A 20,332-nucleotide genomic window follows, 5' to 3' on the forward strand; every position below is an offset into this window, starting at 1 on the left:
TCCATCCCTGACAACAGGCTAGTCTTGCCAGCACCGTTCTTTCCATGGACCAGGATGATCGGAGCGTTCATCGGTACGGTGACGTCACCGCGGATGCTGCGGAAGTTCCGAACCGTTATCGAATTGATGCGGAAACTCATAAGTCCTGCTCCTCGGGTGCACTCGACGCGTCATCGATAAGCCGGTGCAGCCCCTGCTTAACCGCAGACTCGCCCTGTGCAGCCACGTCAACGAGGCGCCGCAGCGGCTCGTCAAGACTCTCTGCAAGGGTACCGATCCGCGTCAGCGGATTGATCACCGAGCCGTCGGCCTGCGGCACGTTGAGTGGCAACAGCACAGCCAGCCAATTGCGAACGACCACGTCGGCGTCGGCGCCAGTCACGCTGCCCAGCGGCAGCACCCTACAGACCCTGCCCAGAGACTCTAGTGTCGCCGGCTTCGGCCGTGGGCCGGCGAGGACCAAAGTTAGTGATCGGCGCGACCTGCTGACGTCCAAGGCCCGGGCTACGCCATTCATTTTTCGGATGAGAAGTGCGTCATCCTCGGCCGCCGTGTCGGCGACCAAGACCAATTCAGTCGTGCTTTTCTGATGAACGAACGCAGCTGAGAATTCGAGCTTCATGCCGCCTACGACGAGAACATCTGGAAGTCGCACGTAGCACGCACCGACCAGCGCGGATGCGACACGGCCTACAGGGGTCGAATCGGTCATATGGCCAGCTCCCGTCTGAAATCAGCGTACAGCTCATCGAAGGTGCCGCACGTGTCCATCATGGACGCGATGCTGATCTCGCGTGTGAGCGGCACGCCAGTGCGACCGAAAGATCCAAGCGGTGACCTGGACATCGAGGGCATCAGAGGCTTGGCTTGGATCAGGATTGGCGCCTCCGACTCATCGAGTTCTCCGTGCCCTATTAGTAGCATCGCGAAATACGCGTTCGCGGTGAGATACACCTTTGTCCGGGACGCGCCGAGCCGCGCGCTTGTGACGGCCAAAACGCCTGCACCAGTTGCCGCCGGTTCGGCGTCCAAGGTCCAGTCGCCGCGAGCGACGCCGGCACCAAGCAGGCCGAGGGCGATGGCAGCCTCCCGCAAGCCCAAGGCAGCCTGATCTTGGTTTCCTGCCATGCCCGGAATGGCTTCAGCGGAGATGGGCAAGTACTTCACATCAGGCACCGTGACCTCTCCAGCACGCAGTAGCTGCGATGCACGCGCCCATCTTTCAAATAGGCCGACGATGAACGCGACCGATGTTGTGGCGGCTGAGGCTAGGTCATTGCGCAGCCGCCCGATCCCATCGATCAGCGGTTGTCGCTCGTGACTGGGCAGCGGTCCGGGCATCAGGCCAATTAGGGCGACCAGCTTCCTTGCGAGGACGTCAAGCAACAGAGCCGTCAGCAGCGGCTTGGCGAAAGCTTGAATCTTGGCGGCATCGCAAACCGCGTCATAGTTGGCTGGAGTGATCTGGTTGCCGTAGACGTTCTCTAGCAACGTCTTTTGGTCCAGGCCAAGTTCGTTCTCGGAGAACACATAGCCAGGAGGGGTGGCGTTGATGTCCCATGCAATTTGCTTAGCGGCCGTTTGGAACACATGCTGGATGTTGCCGTCCTGGGCCGACAAGCCAAGCATGAAGGTCGGCTTCTCGTTGATCAGCGCGACGAGCGCGGTCATGAACGGCTGATTGGGTAAATCCGCGCACCAGCCGACGATCTGGGCATGCCTGGCTACCAGCCACGGGCGGTAGTCAGCTTCGTTGGCGGCGGCCTTCGCCGCGCATCCATGAAACTTGATGATGCGCGCACGGTTGCGAGGCAACTGCACCTCGTCGGGCTTGGCCACCACGGTCGGGGCCAGGGCCACGTTCCCATGGGTCAGGATGGTTACAGCTCGCTCCACCAGTGGGTCCCAGTTCGCTGACACCATGTCGATCGCAATACCTTCAAGGCTGAGCGCTGCAAGGCACAGATGTTCGACATCGGGCTGGAGCGCCGCAGCAGCGTAAGTCTCGGGGACCTTGACGACGTTCCACACCAAGTAGTCGAACGGTTCTGTTCCGACGCGAATGGCGAGAAGCCTAGCGTACTTCTGGAGCAGCGCCCCAATGATCGCCTCTCTCGTCAGCTGCGGCCAGGTGTTTAAGGGGATGGCCAAGTCCAGCGCCGCTATTTGAGCGGCATTGAGCCCAGCGAGCTGAAGAGCCTCTCCCAAGGCACGGTTGAATTTGCAGGTCGCGTCCGCCGTGTTCCTGCTGGCACGCAAGAACTCGACGACGGTCTCGACGACGCCCCAAAGACCTGGAACTACGCCAAGCGAGATGCCTGAGCCCAGCCAGAACGCGTAGCGGCCGTTCGCAACGCCTTCGGCAAAGTCAGGAAACGACTTGTCCAGCAGATCCAGAGTGTCCCGGACCGATATCGCCGCAGCGGGCGGTAGTGGCATCTGTTCTCCCCGAAGTCCTTCTTGTTACTCAGATATTACCGGCTAGGGAGCTGGGCGTTGGGGTCTGTCTGTTTGGCACTTATTCGCCAAGACTGAGTCCCGTGAGACGAAAAAACTTTGGCTTACACATTCTTGTACCGGCAATTGAACCGTCGCCTACAGCGGGCGATAGGCATGCGAGTCGAAAGTCTGCTCTCAAGCGCTAAGCTCAGCCGGATGATCGGCGACTACCGTTGCTCAATGTTCGCTCGCTTGGTCTCAGCGAAAAATGTGCGAAGAATGCATTCAGCGCAAATGCACCGAGAGAAATTGGCCGAAGACATCGGCGGCATAGCCAACAAAATATCCGCAGCAGTTTGTTGTTCCTGCACGGATCAGGGGCCCCTCCCGAAGTTCTTGGGCAGCATTTTCTTGCTGCCCAAACTCCGTTGAGATGGCGCTGTGCAGCGGTCATTGGGCAGCATGGGCAGCATGGGCAGCATGGGCAGCATTTGCTGCCCATGCTGCCCAAAGAAAAAGGACCTAGCTCACGCTAAGTCCTTGATTTGATTGGTGGACCGAATGGGGATCGAACCCACGACCTCCGCATTGCGAACGCAGCGCTCTCCCAGCTGAGCTATCGGCCCGATGCGGCTTAGTTTATATCCGGCGCGCCCGTTTGTAGAGGGGCGTTCAGGCGCTCCAGCTCCCGGAACAACCCGGACTGGTCGAGTTCGGCAAAACCATGCTCGGCCGCCGCGGCGTAGAGCCGCTCCAGCAAGGCCGTGACGGGCGTCTGCAAGCCCAGTTCGGCCGCCGTGGCGAGCGCGTTGCGCATGTCCTTGAGCTGAATGGCCAGCGAGCCGCGCTTGGCGAAGTCGCCATCGACCATGCGCTGCCCATGCACCTCCAGCACGCGGCTTTCGGCAAACCCGCCGCGCAGCGCCTGACGCACCTGGGCCATGTCGGCCCCACCGCGCTGCGCCAGCAGCAGAGCCTCGGCCACGGCGCCAATGCTGATGCCGACGATCATCTGGTTGGCGAGCTTGGCGAGTTGCCCCGCGCCATGTGGCCCGACATGGGTGACACGGCCGAGCACGGCGAAGGCTGGCGCCGCTCGCTCGACATCGGCCAGCGAGCCGCCGGCCATGATGGCCAGGGTGCCAGCCTCGGCGCCCAGGGTGCCGCCCGACACGGGCGCATCGAGATACGCCACGCCCCGTGCCGTCAGGCGGCTGGCGTGGTCTTGCGCCTGACGCGGCAGGATCGAACTCATGTCGATGACCAACGCCCCGGCGCGCAGCCCCGCGCAAGCCGCCGAGGGGCCGTCGAACAGCACCTGCTCGACCACGCCGCCGTGCTCCAGCATCGTGAACACCAGATCGGCCGAGGCCACCGCTTGCGCGGCCGTGGTCGCCACCCGCGCACCGTCTCCCTGCAAAGCCAGCGCCTTGCTGGCGGTGCGGTTCCAGACCGTGACCGGAAAACCGGCGCCCAGCAGGCGCCGCACCATGGGGGCCCCCATCAGACCGCACCCCAACCAAGCGATATTCAACGTTGTCATGCCCCGCATGATGCCCGCGATTCGCCCGCCCCTATATGCGACGCCTCCACGCGAGCCGGCCGCCAGGGCTTGGCAACAGATGCTGTCTCTTGCGTGATGAAGTTGGCTGCCGCACGCCGACATCCATGTATTGGGGATGGGAACGCTTCAACTCGGAGGCTATGATCGTCGCGACTGTTACAAAATTGACACACCAATGTCCTTGTCGCCCGCCCCATCTGCACAGCCTCCGGCCGACTCCCTGGCGGCTGCACTGCTTGGCCTGCTCGAACTGTCTGGCGCGGGCCTGACGGTGAAAGACGCGACGAGCGGGCGTTACGAGCAGGTCAACGCGGTGGCCGAGCGCATTCTGGGCTTGACGGCCGACACCCTGCTCGGCCGCACCGATGCCGATGTGTTCGGCTCGTCGCAGGCCATGGCACTGCGTGCCGCCGATCAGCAGACCCTGGCGCAGCGAGGCGAGCCGTCGCGCGCCGAACACCGGCTGGAACGCCCCGACGGCAGCCGGCTCGACTGCCACGCCGTGCGTTCGGTGGTGCTCGACGCCACGGGCGCGCCGCGCTGGGTGGTGGCGCTCTGGACCGACCTCAGCAACGAACGCAAGCGCGAGACCCAGCTGCAGGCGGCATTGATGCAACTGGAGCAACAGCAGCAGGCCAATCATCACCTGCGCCGCGAGATGCAGGATCACCATGTGCGCGACGAAGCCACCGGTTTGTATCAGCGCATGCACTTTGAAGAGCAGCTGCGCCGCGAGTCCGACCTCTCGGCCCGCGAGCATCGCGAATTCGCCCTCGTCACGATTTCGATCGACGGCCTCGACTCCTTCGCTGAACAGCGCGGTCAGGCCGCCCGCGATCGCGTCATCGAGGCGCTGGGGCGCCTGCTGCGGGCCAACACCCGAGCCATGGACTCGCCCTGCCGACTGGGCACCGACCGCTTTTCCATCCTGCTGTCCGGCGTGGGCCTGGCCACGGCGCACGCCCGAATGGAAGGCCTGCGCCGCCAATGCGCCGAGCACATCGTGGCGCTGTCGGGGCAGCAACTCAACTTCACGGTGTCGATGGGCGTGGCCAGTTATCCGCACACGGCCGGCACGGTCGAACAACTGCTGCGCAGCTCCGAGCTGGCGCTGGCCCAGGCCCGCGAGCGTGGTGGCAACCGCGTGGTGCTGGCCAGCATCCAGTTCGAGATGAACTGACCCGGCCACCCGGGCGGCGCGCGCCGGCGTGAAACTGTCACGGCAACCGCGTCTGCCTGCGGGGTGATGACTCACTGACCATCCCGCACGCCTCCCCAAACACGACAAGGAGAGGTATTGTGGATACTGAGCATGTCTGCCCACCGGCCCGCCTCGGGCTTGCCCCCTTCTGCCGATACTTCGCCGCACGCCGACGCCGATCGAACCGACGGATCGGGTGAGGCGGACGCCACCGCCGCCGCCACGCGCGACTCGCTGCTGGCGCTCGACCCGAACTTGACCTACGACACGGCCCAGGCCCTGACGCGCTCGCCGGCCAAGCTGCGCTTTCCGCCGCGCCTCGAAGCGCGTTTTCACGCCGAGCGGGCCGATCAGGTGGTGCGCCGCTACCGCTTCTGGGGCCTGGTGGCGACGGTGATGTACAACCTGTTCGTCTTCGCCGACGCGGTGATGCTGCCCGACATCGTGGGCGAAGCGCGCTGGGTGCGGCTCGGCATCGTGACCCCGCTGCTGCTGCTGTCCAGCCTGCTGCTGCCGCATGAGCCGTGGCGCCGGTGGCGCGAAGCGGTGGTGTCTTTCATGTTGACGCTGGTGTCGGCGAGCATCGTCTACCTGTTCACGCGCAGCTTGCACCCCAACGCGCTGCAATATCACTCCGGCGTGATCCTCGTGCTGATGTTCGGCGCCATCGTGGTGCGCCAGCGCTTCGGCTACGCTGCCCTGACGTCTGCCGTCGTCCTCGCGATGTACGTCGTCGGCGTCGGAGGGCTGGTCGACATGACGATGAACGTGAAGTTCAACAGCGTCGGCGTGATGATGGGCGCCATCGTGATCAGCCTGATGGCGAATTACCAGATGGAGGCCGACACGCGGCGCAGCTACCTCGCCGCATTGCTCCAGCGCATCGAAGCCAGCCGCCTGCGCCGCTCGCGCGATGAATTCGATCACCTGTCGAAGTCCGACCCGCTGACGGGGCTGGACAACCGTCGCTCGTTCGATCAGCGCCTGCACGCCGAGTGGAGCCGCGCCCTGCGCAACCATGAATCGATCGCGATGCTCTACATCGACATCGACCACTTCAAGGCCGACAACGACCTGCACGGCCATCAGGCCGGCGACGTCTGCCTGGCCCGCGTCGCAGCGGCCATCCGCGACAGCGTGCAGCGCGGCTCGGATTTGTGCGCGCGCTACGGCGGCGAAGAATTCGTGGTGTTGCTGCCCCAGACCACGCAGGAGCACGCCCTGGGCGTGGCTCGCCGTGTGCGTCAGGCCGTCGAAGCCCTGGGCCTGCCGCACCGGGGCTCGCCCACGGCTCGCGTGGTCACGGTCAGCGTGGGGGCCGCGAGCCTGGCGCCCACGCCCCACACGCCCGTCAGCTGGCTGCCCGAGCGCGCCGATCGGGCGCTCTACACCGCCAAGGACAACGGCCGCAATCGCGTCTGCGGCTTCCAGCCTCCGCCCGCGTGAGGCGCGAGCCGAGGCGGTGCGCTGACGCTCAGGCCTTGCCTTGCGTGGCCACGGCGGCGGCGGCCTTGGCCGCAGCCTCGGCATCGCCCAGGTAGTAGTGCTTGATGGGCTTGAGATCGGCGTCGAGCTCGTAGACCAGCGGGATGCCGTTGGGGATGTTCACGCCCACGATGTCGGCGTCGCCGATGTTGTCGAGATACTTGACGAGCGCGCGGATCGAATTGCCGTGCGCGGCGATCACCACGCGCTTGCCGCTCTTGATGGTCGGGGCGATCTCTTCGTTCCAGTAGGGCAGCACGCGGGCCACGGTGTCTTTCAGGCACTCGGTCAGCGGCACCAGCTCCGGGTTCAGGTCGGCGTAGCGGCGGTCTTGACGCTGGCCGCGCGGGTCGTTGGCGTCGAGCGCGGGCGGCGGGGTGTCGTAGCTGCGGCGCCAGACGAGCACCTGCTCGTCACCGTATTGCTTGGCCATGTCGGCCTTGTTGAGGCCCTGCAGGCCGCCGTAGTGGCGCTCGTTGAGGCGCCAGCTCTTGACCACCGGCAGCCAGATGCGGTCCATCTCTTCGAGGCAGTAGTTCAGCGTGTGGATGGCGCGCTTGAGCACCGAGGTGTAGGCGATGTCGAAGTCGTAGCCTTCGGCCTTGAGCAGCTTGCCGGCCGACATGGCTTGCGAGATGCCGGTGGGCGTCAGTTCGACGTCGGTCCAGCCAGTGAAACGGTTTTCGAGGTTCCAGGTCGATTCGCCGTGGCGAATGAGAACGAGCTTGTACATGGGGTGGCGCCTTCGCTTGATGACAAAACCTGCAAGGCCCGGCCGCACGGTTGTGGCAGCCAAGCCAAACCGGCAATTTTATAATTCGAGGCTTCGCGCCCCGCCCCTGAGCTGCGGGGTGCGCCTCTACACCCAAGGACCGCAGCCGTGAGCTTCTTCATTGAAAACTGGTATTTGTTCGTGATGGCCGCCGTGTCGGGCGGGATGCTGCTGTGGCCGGCGATCACGGGCGCGCAAAGCAGCGGCGGGGTGTCGGTGAACGACGCGGTCAACCTGATCAACCGCGACAAGGCCGTGGTGATCGACGTCTGCGAGCCGGCCGAATTCGCCGCCGGCCACGTCAACGGCGCCCGCAACATCCCGCTGGGCACGCTGGCGGCGGGCGTCAAGGGCCTGCCCGCCAACAAGGCGCTGCCGGTGGTGGTGGTGTGCGCCAAGGGCATGCGGGCCGCCAAGGCCGCGACCGTGCTGCGCGGTCTGGGTCACGAAAACACCCACGTGCTGGCCGGCGGCCTGGCCGCCTGGCGCGAAGCCAACATGCCGATCGAGAAATCGGCCTGACCCTGTTTCAGGCGCGCAGCCGCTTGGGTTGCCTGCGACCAGCCGCGGCCATCTTCCAGGCGTTGATCAAGAACACCTTCAGGCCGGACTCGCGCGGCCGCGGCGGCTCGCCGTTGGCAATGCGCTTGAGCTGACGCGTGTACCACGACACCTCGAGCATGCCGGTGCGGTCGATGGCGCCAATGCCGGTCTTGATGGGGCGCACCACCTGCCGGGGCTGCTCGCCGCGCAGCAGCTTGTTGGGCACGTCGGGCTCCAAGGCCAGCGAACGGGCCATGCCCACCAAGTCGATGGCACCCGATTCGATCGCCCCGGCCATGCCCTCCAGGCTGCGAAAGCCGCCGGTCAGCATCAGGGGCACCTGCACGGCGGCGCGCGCCTTTTCGGCGAAGTCGAGAAAGTAGGCCTCGCGCCGACGCGTGCTGTCTTTGGCCGGTTGCTGCTTGATGCCGGTCATCGCCGGCGCCTCGTAGGTGCCACCCGAAATTTCGATGAGGTCGATGCCGGCGGCGGCCAGCGCCCGCACGGTGTCGAGCGATTCGTCTTCGGTGAAGCCGCCGCGCTGGAAGTCAGCCGAGTTCAGCTTGATGCCCACCGGAAAGGCCGGGCCCACCTGCCGGCGGATCTCGGCCAACACCTCGAGCACGAAGCGGCGGCGGTTCTCGGCGCTGCCGCCCCAGCGGTCGGTGCGCCGGTTGTGGTGCGGCGACAGAAACTGGCTCACCAGATAGCCGTGCGCGCCGTGGATCTGCACGCCGCTGAAGCCGGCCTGCTTGGCGACGGCGGCGGCGCGACCGAAGCGCTGGATGAGGTCGAGGATCTCGGGCTCGGTCAGCTCGCGTGGCACCGGGAAGAACGCCGCCAGCTCGGGCCGGAACGGCACCGCCGAGGGCGCCACGTTTTCGCGGTTCAAGCCCTTGGGCGCCTGTTTGCCGGGGTGGTTGAGCTGCATCCACAGCTGCGTGCCGCCCTGGGTGCCCGACTGCGCCCAGCGCCGCAGCGCGGCCAGATCGCGCTCGCTCTCGACCACCACGTTGCCGGGCTCGCCCAGCGCGCGGCGGTCGATCATCACGTTGCCGGTGATGCACAGCCCCACGCCCCCTCGGGCCCACTGGCCATACAACTCGGCCAGCGCGTCGGTGGGACTGCTGTCTCGCGAGGCCAGCGCCTCGCTCATGGCGGACTTGGCCAGACGGTTCTTGATGACGATGCCATTGGGCAGGGCGAGCGATTGCGCCAGAACGGTTTGCGGGGTCACGGGCGTCTCCAACGACTTGAGAAGCCGCGATTACAGCACCGCTGGCCCGAGCGCGCAGGGCGTGGTCAGTGCCGGGGCGTCGCCGCGCCCGAAGCTGGCGCCGAGGCAGCGGACGCCGCCGATGCCGGCGCGAACAGTCGGGCGCCCGGCGCGGTGCCGGTCATCTTGCGCGTGGTGTCGAGCTTGGTGTTGTAGCTCTCGCCGATGGGCGGCTGGTCGGACACATGCTTGTTGCCCTCGGCATCCACCCAGATGTAGAGCGCCCCCGCCACCGCGCAGGTCGCCGGCCAGGCCAGCAACGCGATCAATGCGATCCGCGCGCGTCGGGCGGCACGCCACCCAAGCGAGGCGAGGCCTCGAATCTGCTCAGCTTGATGTTCATGACGCATGGCACCCCCAATACAACAACAGGGTTCAGAACTGATAAGCCAGACGCAGCCCACCCCAGTGGCGACCGGCCACGATGATCGGGGCGGCCACCTCCTTGAGCAGCACGAAGCGGCCGCCGCCCATGTCGCGCCGATAGGTCTGCAGCAGGAAGGGACGCTCGTTGCGCGCCGAAGCCAGCCCGGTGCGGTCGTTGAAGATGCGGCGATAGCGGCTGTTGGCGGTGTTCCAGACCACGTCGCCCACGCGCTGCGGGTTGCAGTATTTCTTGTTGTGCGTGGCGATGTAGCCGTTGCGGTCGGCGGCGATGCAGAACACCACCTTGTCGGACAGGCGCAGCATTTTTTCTTGCACCGCCGGCAGGATGCGGTCGGTCAGCCCCACGAAGCGCGTGAGGTGCTGCTGCGGGTTGGTGCCTTCGATGGGCTGGTAGCGCTCGTCGAACAAATCGGCCTGGCTGATCTGGCCGTTGCCCAGCGCCAGCTCGAACAGCGCGGCGATTTCGCCCGCGGCCTGTTGCGCGGCCTGGATGTACGGGGTGTCGTCGGTCACCACGCCGCAACCGGCGATCACCTCCATCAGGTGCTCGGCCATGCGCAAGAAGCCCTCGCTCTGCGACGAGGCCTCGCCCAGCTTGGCGCTCATCTGCTGCACGGCCTGCTCGATGGCGTGCATCTGCTCGTTCACGCCGCGCGAGATGTCGTCGCTCTCGACCGCCGCCGACGTGATCGCCAGCACGCTCTTTTCGACGTCGTCGAGCGCCTGGTGGAATGCGCTCGGCGGCCGGTGGTCGGCCGCCTTGTTGGCGCGGATGTCGTTCGACAACGCCTCGATGCGGCTGTCGAGCCGCCCCACCGTGGTCATGATTTCCTTGGACGTGGACTCGACCTGACCGGCGAGGTCTTTCACCGCGTCGGCCACCACGCTGAAGCCTCGCCCGGCCTCGCCGGCGCGCTTGGCCTCGACCGAGGCGTTGAAGGCCACCAGCCGGGTCTGCAGGGCGATCTGGGTGATCTGGGTGGCGGCCTCGGCCACGGCGCGCAGCGAGTCGACGATGCCGGCCACTTCGTTGCCGACCTGCTCGACCGTCTCGCGCGCGCGGCCCATGGCCATCAGGCTGACCTGCGACTGCTGGCCGATGGTGTTCTGCGCATGCTGGATGCCGCCCAGGCGCTCGGCCAGCACGGCCATCGCCTGCGACTGGTGGTTCGACACCGCGATGCTGTCGTCGATGATGCCGCGCACCTCGGCGGCCTGACGGCCCAGGCTGGACGAACGCTCTTGCAGCGACAGCGCCAGCTGCCGCACCCCGCCGTCAACGACAGGCTCTTGAACCTCGGGCGACCTTGTAGCCGTCGCTGGCTTTTTCAGTATGGCCCACATGGCTCCGGCCCTCGCTCTACGACACCGTGCTCACCACTCGCGCAGCTTCACGCGCAGTCGGGCGATGGACTGGCTGTGCAGCTGGCAGACGCGAGATTCGGTCACGCCCAACACCGCGGCGATCTCTTTCAGGTTCATGTCTTGCTCGTAGTACATGCTCATCACGTACTGCTCGCGCTCGGGCAGCGCCTTGATGGCCTCGACCAGCGCGGCGCGCATCTTGTGGTCGGACAGCAAACTCAGCGGGTCGCTGCCGTCCGACGTGACGTGGCGATCGAGAAAGTCGCTGTCGCCATCGTCGCCGCTCATGTCTTCGAGGTAGATCAGCTGCGTGCCGCGCACCTTGCCCAGCAGCTCCTGGTACTCGGTGAGGCTGATGCTCATTTCCTTGGCGATTTCGCTCTCGACCGGCGCGCGGCCCAGGCGTTGCTCCAGGCGGTGCACGGCGGCCTCGATCTCGCGCTGTTGCTTGCGCGTGCCGCGGCTCATCCAGTCGGCGCCGCGCAGTTCATCAAGCATGGCGCCGCGAATGCGTTGCGTGGCGAAGGTCTCGAACTGCACGCCCTGCTCGGCGTCAAAGCGCGTGAGCGCGTCGGTCAGGCCGATCATGCCGACCTGGATCAGGTCGTCGATCTCGACGTTGGCCGGCAGCTTGGCGATCATCTGATGGGCCAGACGCCGCACCAGCGGGCTGTACTGCTTGAGCAGGCTGTCGATGTCCAGTCGCCCTTTTGCCGTGTACATGTTGGTCTCCATACCTTCCTTCAATTCAGCACCGGGGCCAGGCGGGCCGGCAGCGCGGCGCCGGGGCCGGCTGCCGCAAGGGTCAGACTGTCGCTGCTCAGGTACGGCAAGGCAGCGTCGAGCAATTCGCGGGCATAGGCGCGCAGCATCGGGTGCGGCGCCTCGGTGGCGGGCTGCAGCGGGTCGATCTCGATCCAGCTGCGTTGCGCGGCGCCCAAAAAACTGTCGGAACACGTGGCCAGGCGTTGCGCGATCTGTTGCGCGCCAGCGCCCCGCCCGGCCGAGCAGACGATGAGGTTGTGCGCCAGCAGGCCGGCACGCGTGGCCATCGTCTTGATGCCGGCGTAGGCATGCGTGATCGATTCGGCCCGCTCGTCCACCAGCACGGCGGGGCACAGGCGGTGGGCGCCATCGCGGCGCGCGGCGCGGCCGAACATGCGGGCCAGTTCGCTGGCGCTGGCGTGCACCAGCACCACGTCCACACCGGGCGCGGCCTGGGCGAGTGCGTCGATGAAGCTGGCGCTGGAGCCGTGGGCGTCCACATGGCGCAGGGGCAGGCCGCGCGCCGAGAGGTAATGCACTTGCGACGACAGGCTTTCGATGCCTTCGCGCAAGTCGAACTCGGCCAGCTCGCGCGGCGGGCTGGAACGCTCGCCGGCGTCCACCACCAGGGTGCTCAAGCCCATTTCGCCCCAGGCGGAGCACAGGCGCTCCAGCACCACGCCGCCAAACAGCAGGTGGGGGTTCGAGACGATGGGTACGAAGCGCTGGACGCGGCTGTTGAACATCTGGCGCAAGCCGTGCGCCTGATCGGTCGGGTGAGCGGGTGTGCCGTGGTGCTCAGTCATGTTGTTTGTCTCGTACGGCTGGTGGGTGTCACTGACCTGCGGGCAACGAACCAGCCGGGCGGCGCGCATGAGCCGCGACGGCAGGGTTCGGCAGGGTCGGAGTCGAGAACACGAGGTTCACCTCACTGGCATCGAGCCGGTAGGCCGGGCTGCCGCCGCCACGCAGGGCGCGGTGCACCAGAGCCTGGGCTGACAAACGATGCCAATCTTCAGGCACGCGCTGGCCGTTTGCCACACCGATCACCTTCAGCTTGTGACGTATCACCGCATCCAGCGCCGGACCGAGCTTGACGGCCTCGTCGAGCTTGGACAAAACGATGCCCGAGGCCGCCGCGGCGCGGTACGACACGAGCACGTCTTCGATGGTTTCGCCCTGGGCCGAGGCATTCACCACCACCAGCTTGCGGATGCTGGGGTGGGCCAGCATGTCGAGCAACTCGCGGGTGCGGCTGTCGCGCTGGGCCATGCCGGCCGTGTCGATCAGGATCAGCTTCTTGCCGGCCAACAGTTCGAGCAGGTCTTCGAGCGCCGGGCGGTCGTGGGCGGTGTGCACCGGCACGCCGAGGATGCGGCCGTAGGCGCGCAGTTGTTCGTGGGCGCCGATCCGATACGCATCCAGCGTGATCAGGCCGAGGTTCGAGGCGCCGTGCTTGGCGGCAAACGCGGCGGCCAGCTTGGCGGTGGTGGTGGTCTTGCCGACGCCGGTGGAGCCGACCAGCGCGAACACGCCGCCCTGGTCTTCGATGGCCACGTCGCCTTCGCCGGTGAGCAGGTTGCGCTCGAGCACGGTGCCGGCCCAGTCGCCTTCGTCAGCCGTGCCGGCGATCACTTCGGCGGGCATGCCGTCGAGCAGCTTGCGGATCAGAGCGGGCGAGAAGCCGCAGTCGAGCAGCTTTTGCGCGAGGTGCGCCTGGCTGGGCGTGCGCTGCAGTTTCTCCATGAAGGCGATGGCACCGAAGCGCTCTTCGATCAGGCCTTTCATGGCGCGCAGCTCGTCCATCATCTCGGCGCTGGCGCGGGCGTTGCTGGGGGCTTGCACGTCGGACAGCGAGGGCACGCTGGCGCCGCCGCGCACTTCTTCGCGCAGCACGGGCGGCTCGCGCAGCGCGGGCTTGGCGGCAGGGCGCACGCCCGGAGCCGGCATGGGCACCACCTCGGCGCGCGGGCGGGCCTCGGCATGCTGCGGCTGGGCGTGTTGCACGGGCGACTGCATCGGTTGCTGCACCGGTTGCTGCACCGGCGCCTGCATTTGCGGCGCCACCGGCTGGGCGGGCTCGTCGCCCAGGGCCAGCGGCGGCACGTTCTTCATCGTCGCGGCCTTCATCGCGGCTTCGGCGGCCTGGGCAGCCTGCGCGAAGGTGCGCTGGCGCTCGGCCAGGCGCTGCGCCAGCGACTGCTGCGGCACCTCGGGCTTGGTGGGCAGCGCGGGCTTGGCGGCCGGGGCCTCCATCTGGAAGCTGGGCTCGATGTGTTCTTTTTCGGTGTGACCCTTGAGCGCGGCCTGGCGGCGCTTGAGCAGGCGCTCGCGCACGTAATCCTGGAAGGACAGCGTGCTCATGGCCAGACGCTTGATGTCCTCGCCCACCGTTTCTTCGGTGAAGGGGTCGCGGGCCGGGGCGGCTGCAGCAGCCGGAGCGGCCGGCTGGGCCGGAGCCGACTTGCGGGCACGCGGGGCGCTCGGGGCCGGCGCGGCAGGCTCGGCGCCAAACGACGGCGCCACGCGCTCGCGAGGCTCGGCCAGACGCTCGATCGAGTCCATCGCGCCGTGCGCCATGGCCAGGATCTCGACGCCTTCGGCGCAGGGCTTGGTGGACAGCACCACTGCATCGTCACCGTATTGCTGACGAACCTTTTGCATGGCCTCACGCGAGTTGCGGCCGGTAAAGCGTTTGACGTTCATGCGTGACCTCCGATGAGCGTGCCGATGCGGATCGAGTGGGTATCAGGAATTTCGCTGTGGCCGATCACCCGCAGACGCGGCGCGGCACGCTTGAGCAGACGGGCCAGCGGCGCGCGGATGGCGTCCGGCACCAGCAGGCAGGCCGGGTGGCCCAGATGTTCTTGGCGGTTTTGCGCGTCGGCGGCCGAGCGGCTGATGTGGTCGGCCACGCCGGGGTCGAGCACCGGGCCGCCGGGCGAGGTGAAGGCCTGGGTGAGCAGGCGTTCGAGATCGGGTTCGATGGCGATGACGTCGAGCTCGCGCACCGGGCCGTAGATCTGCTGCATGATCGACGGCGCCAGGGCCACGCGCACGCGGCGGGCCAGGTCGACGGGGTCGTTGGCGGCCTGACCGTTCTCGGCCAGCGCTTCGACGATCGAGCGCATGTCGCGAATGTGCACCCCTTCTTCGAGCAGGAGCTGCAGCACTTTTTGCAGAACCGGGATGCCGATCATTTTGGGAACCACGTCTTCGATCAATTTCGGGGCCAGTTTGGTCACATGCTCGACCAGTTGTTGCACCTCGACCCGGCCCAGCAACTTGGATGCATGTTGTTGCATCAAGTGTGAAAGGTGGGTCGCCACCACGGTCGAGGAATCAACCACCGTATAGCCGGCCATTTGGGCGGTTTCTTTCTGGCGCTCCTCAATCCAGATGGCGGGCAGGCCGAATGCGGGGTCGGTGGCGGCCGTGCCCGGCAACGCCAGCTTGTTGCCGCCCGGGTTGATCGCCAGGAACATGCCGGGGAAGCACTCGCCCTCGCCGATCACCGCGCCGCGCATCACGATGCGGTAGGCACTGGGGCGGAGTTCGAGGTTGTCGCGGATGTGCACGGCCGGCGGCAGAAAGCCGACTTCTTGCGCGAACTTGCGGCGCACGCCCTTGATGCGGCCCAGCAGGTCGCCGCCGCGAGCCTTGTCCACCAGCTGGATCAGGCGGTAGCCCACCTCCAGGCCGAGCGTGTCGATGGGCTGCAGGTCGTCCCAGCTGGCTTCGGCGTTGGCCTCGGCGGGCGCGGCCACGGCGGTGCTGACGGCGGCCTCGGCGGCGGCCTTCTTCTTGCGCTGTTCCATGGTGTGCGCCAGCCAGATCATCAGGCCCGCCATCAGCAGGAACACCACGTGCGGCATGCCCGGGATGATGCCCAGCAGCGCGATCACGCCGCCGGCAATGCCCACCGCCTTGCCGCTGCCGAACATCTGGCCGATGATCTGCGCGCCCATGTCCTGCTCTTTGCCGACACGGGTCACCACCATCGCGGCGGACACCGAGATCAGCAGCGCCGGGATCTGCGCCACCAGCGCGTCGCCCACCGCCAGCAGCACGTAGGTGCTGGCCGCGTCGCCCGCCGACATGTCGTGCTGGGCCACGCCGATGATGAAGCCGCCGATGATGTTGATGAACAGGATCAGCATGCCGGCCACGGCATCGCCGCGCACGAACTTCGAGGCACCGTCCATCGAGCCGTGGAAGGATGCTTCTTCGCTCAGCTCGGCGCGGCGGCGCTTGGCCTCGGGCTCGTCGATCAGGCCGGCGCCCAGGTCGGCGTCGATGGCCATCTGCTTGCCGGGCATGGCGTCCAAGGTGAAGCGGGCACCAACTTCGGCGATCCGCTCGGCCCCCTTGGTGATCACGATGAAGTTGATCACCACCAGGATGGCGAACACGATCAGGCCGACCGCGAAGTTGCCGCCGATCAAGAAGTGCCCGAACGACTCGATCACGCGGCCGGCGGCGCCGGTGCCGGTGTGGCCCTGCAGCAGCACCACGCGGGCCGAGGCCACGTTGAGCGACAGGCGCATCAACGTGGTCAACAGCAGCACGGCCGGGAAGGCGGCGAAGTCGAGCGGACGCAGCATGTAGGCCGCCACCAGCATCACCATCAGGGCCATGGCGATGTTGAAGGTGAAGAACACGTCCAGCACGAAGGCCGGCAGCGGCAACACCATCATGCCCAGGATGGCCACGATCATGATCGGGGCCGCCAGGCCTTGCAGCATCTTGGCGTTCGGCCCCAGCCAGGCCTGCAGGCGTTGGATCAGCTCGTTCATGTGGCAGCCTTGCTAGCTTTGTTGTGCGGGTCCATGTCGGGCGGAATCACCAGGTCGGGCATGTTGCCGGGCATGGGCATCTGGCCCATCAGCGCCGAGCGCAGTTGGTAAACGTAAGCCAGCACCTGCGCGACCGCGCTGTAGAGCGCCATCGGGATCTCGCCGTCCACCTCGGAATGGGCATACAGCGCCCGCGCCAGCGGCGGCGCTTCGAGCACAGGCACCTCGTGTTCGTTGGCCACGTCGCGAATGCGCAGGGCCAGCGCGTCCACGCCCTTGGCCACCACGCGCGGCGCGGCCATCACGGCGTCGTCGTACTTGAGCGCCACGGCGTAGTGGGTGGGGTTCATCACGACCAGATCGGCCTTGGGCACGGCGGCCAGCATGCGCTTGCGGGCCCGTTGCCGCATGATGTTGCGGATGCGGCCCTTCATCTCGGGGTTGCCTTCGGACTCGCGCATTTCGTCCTTCAGCTCCTGCTTGCTCATCTTCATGTTCGACATGAACAAATGGCGTTGCAGAGGCCAGTCGATCAGCGCAAACAGCGCCAGCGTCAAGATCATCAGCTTGAGCCCGGTGCCCAGCGTCTGCACGACCTCGCCCAGGCCGGCAGGCAGCGGCTGCGCCAGGGCGGACACGAACTCGGGCCAACTGCGCTTCAAGTAAATCGCGCCTACCGTGCCCAGTACGCCGGCCAGCGCGGTGGCCTTGAGGGTGTCGATCAGGTGGTCTTTCGAGAACAGCCGGCCAAAGCCGCTGATCGGGCTGACGCGGCTGAACTGCGGCATCAGCGGCTTGAAGGTCCAGACCAGACCGCCCGTCATCAGGCTCGCGGCGGCGGAGGCCAGGCCCACGGCCAGCGCCAGCGGCACCACGATCATCAGCACCAACCCGCCGAACATGGCCAGTCGGTCGAGCATCACGTCCGGCGTGGCCACGGTGCGGGCGTCGAAGCGCAGCCCCACGGCCAGCAATTCCTGCATGCGAGCCGTGGCCTTGGGCGCCACCGCCATCAACACACCCGTCGCCCCCAGCACCACCGCCAGGTGGCCCAGGTCGCGTGAACGCACCACCTGGCCTTCGCGGCGGGCGCGCTGCAGCTTTTTGGCTGAGGCGGGTAACTGGCGGTCTTGTGAGTCGTCGGCCATGGCGGGTGGAACTTCCTTGCCATGCCATTCTTGCGGGCCGCCCCGAAATCTTTAGCGAGAAAAGCCGGTCGGTGTTCGCCTTATTCGGGCCTTGCGAAGTGCGACTTTTTCACCACCGGCTGCGTTGAATCTTGAACTCCGAGAAAGTAACGCCTTGCGGTTGATTGACCCCTTCCGGGTAGGTCTTCACGAACTCGCCTCAATGTGAAGAAGCTGTTTTTCAAGACGTGGCCACAAAAATGGAATACCCCACGCCCGAATAGCGAATTGATAGCGTCCGTCAGCCTCGTCAAAAGGCACCGCAACGAAGTGGCAAGCGTCCACCCATTCGATGGCCTTGAGTGAAAACGTTTTGCTGGCGAAAGCCGTGCCCCATGATCCCAGCCGGCGGCACGAGAGCAAACGAAAACGCTCATCAAGCAAAGAGACAAACGTCCACTCCTCCCAGGGGTCATCGAAATCGGTCGCCACCAAATAGCCGCGATCCAACGCAAACTGACTCACCACCCGACGCCCAGGCAGGCGGGTTGATGTCGGGCCGCCATCTGACAACAACCGGGCACGCATCGCCGCTTTGGCTGAAGGTGCATCGAAACCAGCGAGACTGAATCGAGTGATCGGGATCATCGTTCCGGCCAAAAATAATCGAACAGTTCAGCGGATCCAACGCCAGCAAGGGCGGCGGTGACAAACATGGCGACCCCCACGACCCAACCAGGAGGGGTACTTGCAACCAGCGCTACGCCGACACCCGCCGCTGCGCCGCCAGCTACGCCAGCTGCCAAGGTCGTGCCTTCTTTGGCCGTTTGGCGAGTTTTGTCTTTGGCCGTGGTCACGCTATAAACGGCGTAAGCCAACGATGCAATCAACAACGTTCGCCCTGCCACGCCGTACCAACGTGCGAAGCCGTTCATGGCGGCTTGAGGTTTCCCTGCGGCATGAACGATATCCATCCAGACCTGCTCTTTGTCTACTTGCGCAAGCGTAGAAAAGGCACGCTGGTATCGCCGAAGCGCATACACATCTTCAAGTTCTTGAAGTTGTTTGCCCGATTTTTTTACGCTCTCAGAAACAGCAAGCCCGAAGTTCGAGAGCTTTGCTCGGGCCAGCTCCATGATTTGATTCCGCATGGCGTTGGCCGTTTTGGCCGCCTCGTGCGGTGTGATTTGCCGTTGTTTCACGCGCTCAATCAATTCATCGCATGCCGCTTTGGTTTTCATGGCGTACTCAGCCCGCGCAGCCGGATCCTTGATCACGCTTTCCGCGAAGGCGACCGCTTCGGCTTGCATGAGGCGCAGCGCCGTTTCGAATTCGTTGCCGACGAGGGGCGTCGGGGTCGTGTCTGATTGGGGCGTGGACCACGCCGAGCCTTTGACGATCACCTGAATCGCTGAACCGTTAGCCATTGAGCACCTCTCCCAGCACTGAACATGAAACGCTTTCTTTGCGAACGCCTGTAGGAATGGGGGCGGTGTGTCCGTATTCATCGGTCACGCCTTCAAGCACCTTCCCATTGGCTTCGAGTCGATAGGGCTGCCGCGCCAGCGGCGCGCCTGTGAGGCTGTCCGTCAGCTTGAAAAAGTGATCGAAGGTTTCGCCGCGAACCGGCCGCGGCCGCAACGCCAGCTGCACCGCCAACCCTTTGGCCACCTCGGCCTCGACATTCGGTCGCGGCGGCGCGGCGGGTGGGGGCACGTTGCCGGCGCGGGCAACGCCCTGGCTGGCGATGAGCCTGGCGCCGCAGGCGCATTGGTCGCCGTGGCGGGCCAATGGCTGGCCATCGACGATCATGGTGGGGTCACCGGTGACGATGACGGTGGTGTGGCCGTGGCCTCGCTTGGGGCAGGTCACCTTGTCACCCACCCGGGCGATGCGCTTGCCGTGCACGAAGCTCATGCCAGAAGCTTCAATGACTTGCCCGCCGTGATCGGTCTGGTCGCCCAGCACGATGAATGGTCTGCCCATGGCAGCGTCCTCCTGATGTTTTTTTGTGGGCAGGAGTTTAGCGACGCCGCGACGGATGCGATGCCTACAAAAAGTACCCCAGCATCCGCTCCAGCGCCAAGGTGAACGGCACCTGCATCATCGGCAGCGTCATCCACAGGCCGAGCAGGCCCACGCCCAAGGTGACCGGGAAGCCCACCGCGAAGATGTTGAGCTGCGAGGCCACGCGAGACATCACGCCCATCACCATGTTCACCAGCAGCAGCATGGCCATGATGGGCAGCGCGATCCACAAGCCGAGGCGAAAGACCTCGGTGCCCCATACCTGCGGTTGCACCGTGGCCAGAAAGGCCAGCGGCTCCGCGCTCACCGGAAAAGCCTGGAAGCTCTGCACCACCGCCGCAGTGAGCAGCAGGTGGCCGTTGAGCACGACGAAGAGCCACGAGGCGATGGTGCCGTAGAAGCGGCTCACCGCCGTCGATTGACCACCCGTGGTGGGGTCGAAGAACGAGGCAAAGTTCAGGCCCATCTGCAGGCCGACCATTTCGCCGGCGAACTCGATGGCGGCGAACACCACCCGCGCGGCAAAGCCCATCGTCAGGCCGATGAGCACCTGCTGCGCGACGGCGCCGGTCATGAGCGGAGAG

General features: G+C 66.0%; 19 protein-coding genes, 1 tRNA gene and 1 pseudogene. 3 read left to right on the plus strand and 18 right to left on the minus strand.

What is annotated here, in order from left to right; translation table 11 throughout:
* From ACE3SS_RS11470 to ACE3SS_RS11490, 5 genes are all read right to left on the minus strand, one after another.
* Nucleotides 1-140 (minus strand): AAA family ATPase (locus tag ACE3SS_RS11470; RefSeq protein WP_374594054.1); only part of this gene is annotated, 140 nt, incomplete at its 3' end.
* Nucleotides 137-712, minus strand: coding sequence for a hypothetical protein (locus ACE3SS_RS11475; protein WP_374594020.1), 576 nt, complete (start codon nt 710-712; stop codon nt 137-139). The genes ACE3SS_RS11470 and ACE3SS_RS11475, both read right to left, overlap by 4 nt.
* Nucleotides 709-2,439, minus strand: coding sequence for an SIR2 family protein (locus tag ACE3SS_RS11480; protein ID WP_374594022.1), 1,731 nt, complete (start codon nt 2,437-2,439; stop codon nt 709-711). Before ACE3SS_RS11480 ends, ACE3SS_RS11475 begins: the two co-directional genes overlap by 4 nt.
* 550 nt (nt 2,440-2,989) lie before the next feature.
* Nucleotides 2,990-3,065 (minus strand) — tRNA-Ala (locus tag ACE3SS_RS11485).
* A gap of 8 nt (nt 3,066-3,073) precedes the next feature.
* On the minus strand, nt 3,074-3,982 hold the full coding sequence (locus ACE3SS_RS11490) for an NAD(P)-dependent oxidoreductase (RefSeq protein WP_374594024.1): 909 nt from the start codon (nt 3,980-3,982) through the stop codon (nt 3,074-3,076).
* 196 nt (nt 3,983-4,178) lie between these two features.
* On the opposite strand from ACE3SS_RS11490, the gene ACE3SS_RS11495 reads away from it, so the two are divergent.
* Both ACE3SS_RS11495 and ACE3SS_RS11500 read left to right on the plus strand, forming a co-directional pair.
* Nucleotides 4,179-5,183 (plus strand): GGDEF domain-containing protein, encoded by a 1,005-nt coding sequence (locus ACE3SS_RS11495; RefSeq protein WP_374594025.1) that lies wholly within the window; start codon nt 4,179-4,181, stop codon nt 5,181-5,183.
* 132 nt (nt 5,184-5,315) lie between these two features.
* Nucleotides 5,316-6,650: a diguanylate cyclase domain-containing protein gene (locus ACE3SS_RS11500; RefSeq protein WP_374594027.1), complete on the plus strand. Its 1,335-nt coding sequence runs from the start codon at nt 5,316-5,318 to the stop codon at nt 6,648-6,650.
* 28 nt (nt 6,651-6,678) lie between these two features.
* Here the strand turns inward: ACE3SS_RS11500 and gpmA are convergent, their stop codons facing one another.
* Nucleotides 6,679-7,422 carry a 2,3-diphosphoglycerate-dependent phosphoglycerate mutase gene (gpmA, locus tag ACE3SS_RS11505; protein ID WP_374594029.1) on the minus strand — a complete coding sequence of 248 codons (744 nt, stop codon included), beginning with the start codon at nt 7,420-7,422 and terminating at the stop codon, nt 6,679-6,681.
* A gap of 147 nt (nt 7,423-7,569) precedes the next feature.
* Between gpmA and ACE3SS_RS11510 the strand changes: the two genes are divergently transcribed.
* Nucleotides 7,570-7,983 (plus strand): rhodanese-like domain-containing protein, encoded by a 414-nt coding sequence (locus ACE3SS_RS11510; protein ID WP_374594031.1) that lies wholly within the window; start codon nt 7,570-7,572, stop codon nt 7,981-7,983.
* A gap of 7 nt (nt 7,984-7,990) precedes the next feature.
* Here the strand turns inward: ACE3SS_RS11510 and ACE3SS_RS11515 are convergent, their stop codons facing one another.
* The 12 genes and pseudogenes from ACE3SS_RS11515 to ACE3SS_RS11570 form a co-directional block, all read right to left on the minus strand.
* Nucleotides 7,991-9,241 (minus strand): NADH:flavin oxidoreductase/NADH oxidase family protein, encoded by a 1,251-nt coding sequence (locus tag ACE3SS_RS11515; protein ID WP_374594033.1) that lies wholly within the window; start codon nt 9,239-9,241, stop codon nt 7,991-7,993.
* Nucleotides 9,242-9,306: 65 nt separating this feature from the next.
* A complete protein-coding gene (locus ACE3SS_RS11520) occupies nt 9,307-9,630 on the minus strand; it encodes a DUF4124 domain-containing protein (RefSeq protein ID WP_374594035.1) in 324 nt (107 codons plus the stop codon).
* A gap of 25 nt (nt 9,631-9,655) precedes the next feature.
* The gene (locus tag ACE3SS_RS11525) at nt 9,656-11,011 is read right to left on the minus strand and encodes a methyl-accepting chemotaxis protein (protein WP_374594037.1); all 1,356 of its coding nucleotides are present in this window, start codon (nt 11,009-11,011) and stop codon (nt 9,656-9,658) included.
* Between the two features lie 30 nt (nt 11,012-11,041).
* Nucleotides 11,042-11,755, minus strand: coding sequence for an RNA polymerase sigma factor FliA (locus tag ACE3SS_RS11530; protein WP_374594039.1), 714 nt, complete (start codon nt 11,753-11,755; stop codon nt 11,042-11,044).
* Between the two features lie 20 nt (nt 11,756-11,775).
* Nucleotides 11,776-12,603 carry a MinD/ParA family protein gene (locus ACE3SS_RS11535; protein ID WP_374594040.1) on the minus strand — a complete coding sequence of 276 codons (828 nt, stop codon included), beginning with the start codon at nt 12,601-12,603 and terminating at the stop codon, nt 11,776-11,778.
* A 28-nt stretch (nt 12,604-12,631) separates the two neighbouring features.
* The gene (gene flhF / locus ACE3SS_RS11540) at nt 12,632-14,503 is read right to left on the minus strand and encodes a flagellar biosynthesis protein FlhF (RefSeq protein ID WP_374594042.1); all 1,872 of its coding nucleotides are present in this window, start codon (nt 14,501-14,503) and stop codon (nt 12,632-12,634) included.
* Nucleotides 14,500-16,593 carry a flagellar biosynthesis protein FlhA gene (flhA, locus tag ACE3SS_RS11545; RefSeq protein ID WP_374594044.1) on the minus strand — a complete coding sequence of 698 codons (2,094 nt, stop codon included), beginning with the start codon at nt 16,591-16,593 and terminating at the stop codon, nt 14,500-14,502. Before flhA ends, flhF begins: the two co-directional genes overlap by 4 nt.
* A complete protein-coding gene (flhB, locus tag ACE3SS_RS11550; protein ID WP_374594046.1) occupies nt 16,590-17,741 on the minus strand; it encodes a flagellar biosynthesis protein FlhB in 1,152 nt (383 codons plus the stop codon). The genes flhA and flhB overlap by 4 nt, the downstream gene beginning before the upstream one ends.
* 186 nt (nt 17,742-17,927) lie before the next feature.
* A complete protein-coding gene (locus ACE3SS_RS11555; protein WP_374594048.1) occupies nt 17,928-18,368 on the minus strand; it encodes a hypothetical protein in 441 nt (146 codons plus the stop codon).
* Complete coding sequence (locus ACE3SS_RS11560) at nt 18,365-19,147, minus strand: hypothetical protein (protein WP_374594050.1); 783 nt, start codon at nt 19,145-19,147, stop codon at nt 18,365-18,367. Before ACE3SS_RS11560 ends, ACE3SS_RS11555 begins: the two co-directional genes overlap by 4 nt.
* Nucleotides 19,148-19,457: 310 nt before the next feature.
* A pseudogene (locus ACE3SS_RS11565) lies at nt 19,458-19,706 on the minus strand (PAAR domain-containing protein); the annotation flags it as partial.
* Between the two features lie 64 nt (nt 19,707-19,770).
* Nucleotides 19,771-20,332: flagellar biosynthetic protein FliR (locus tag ACE3SS_RS11570; protein ID WP_374594052.1), on the minus strand; the 562-nt coding region annotated here is incomplete at its 5' end.

The organism is Aquabacterium sp., from assembly GCF_041915145.1.
GTDB lineage: Bacteria > Pseudomonadota > Gammaproteobacteria > Burkholderiales > Burkholderiaceae_C > Aquabacterium.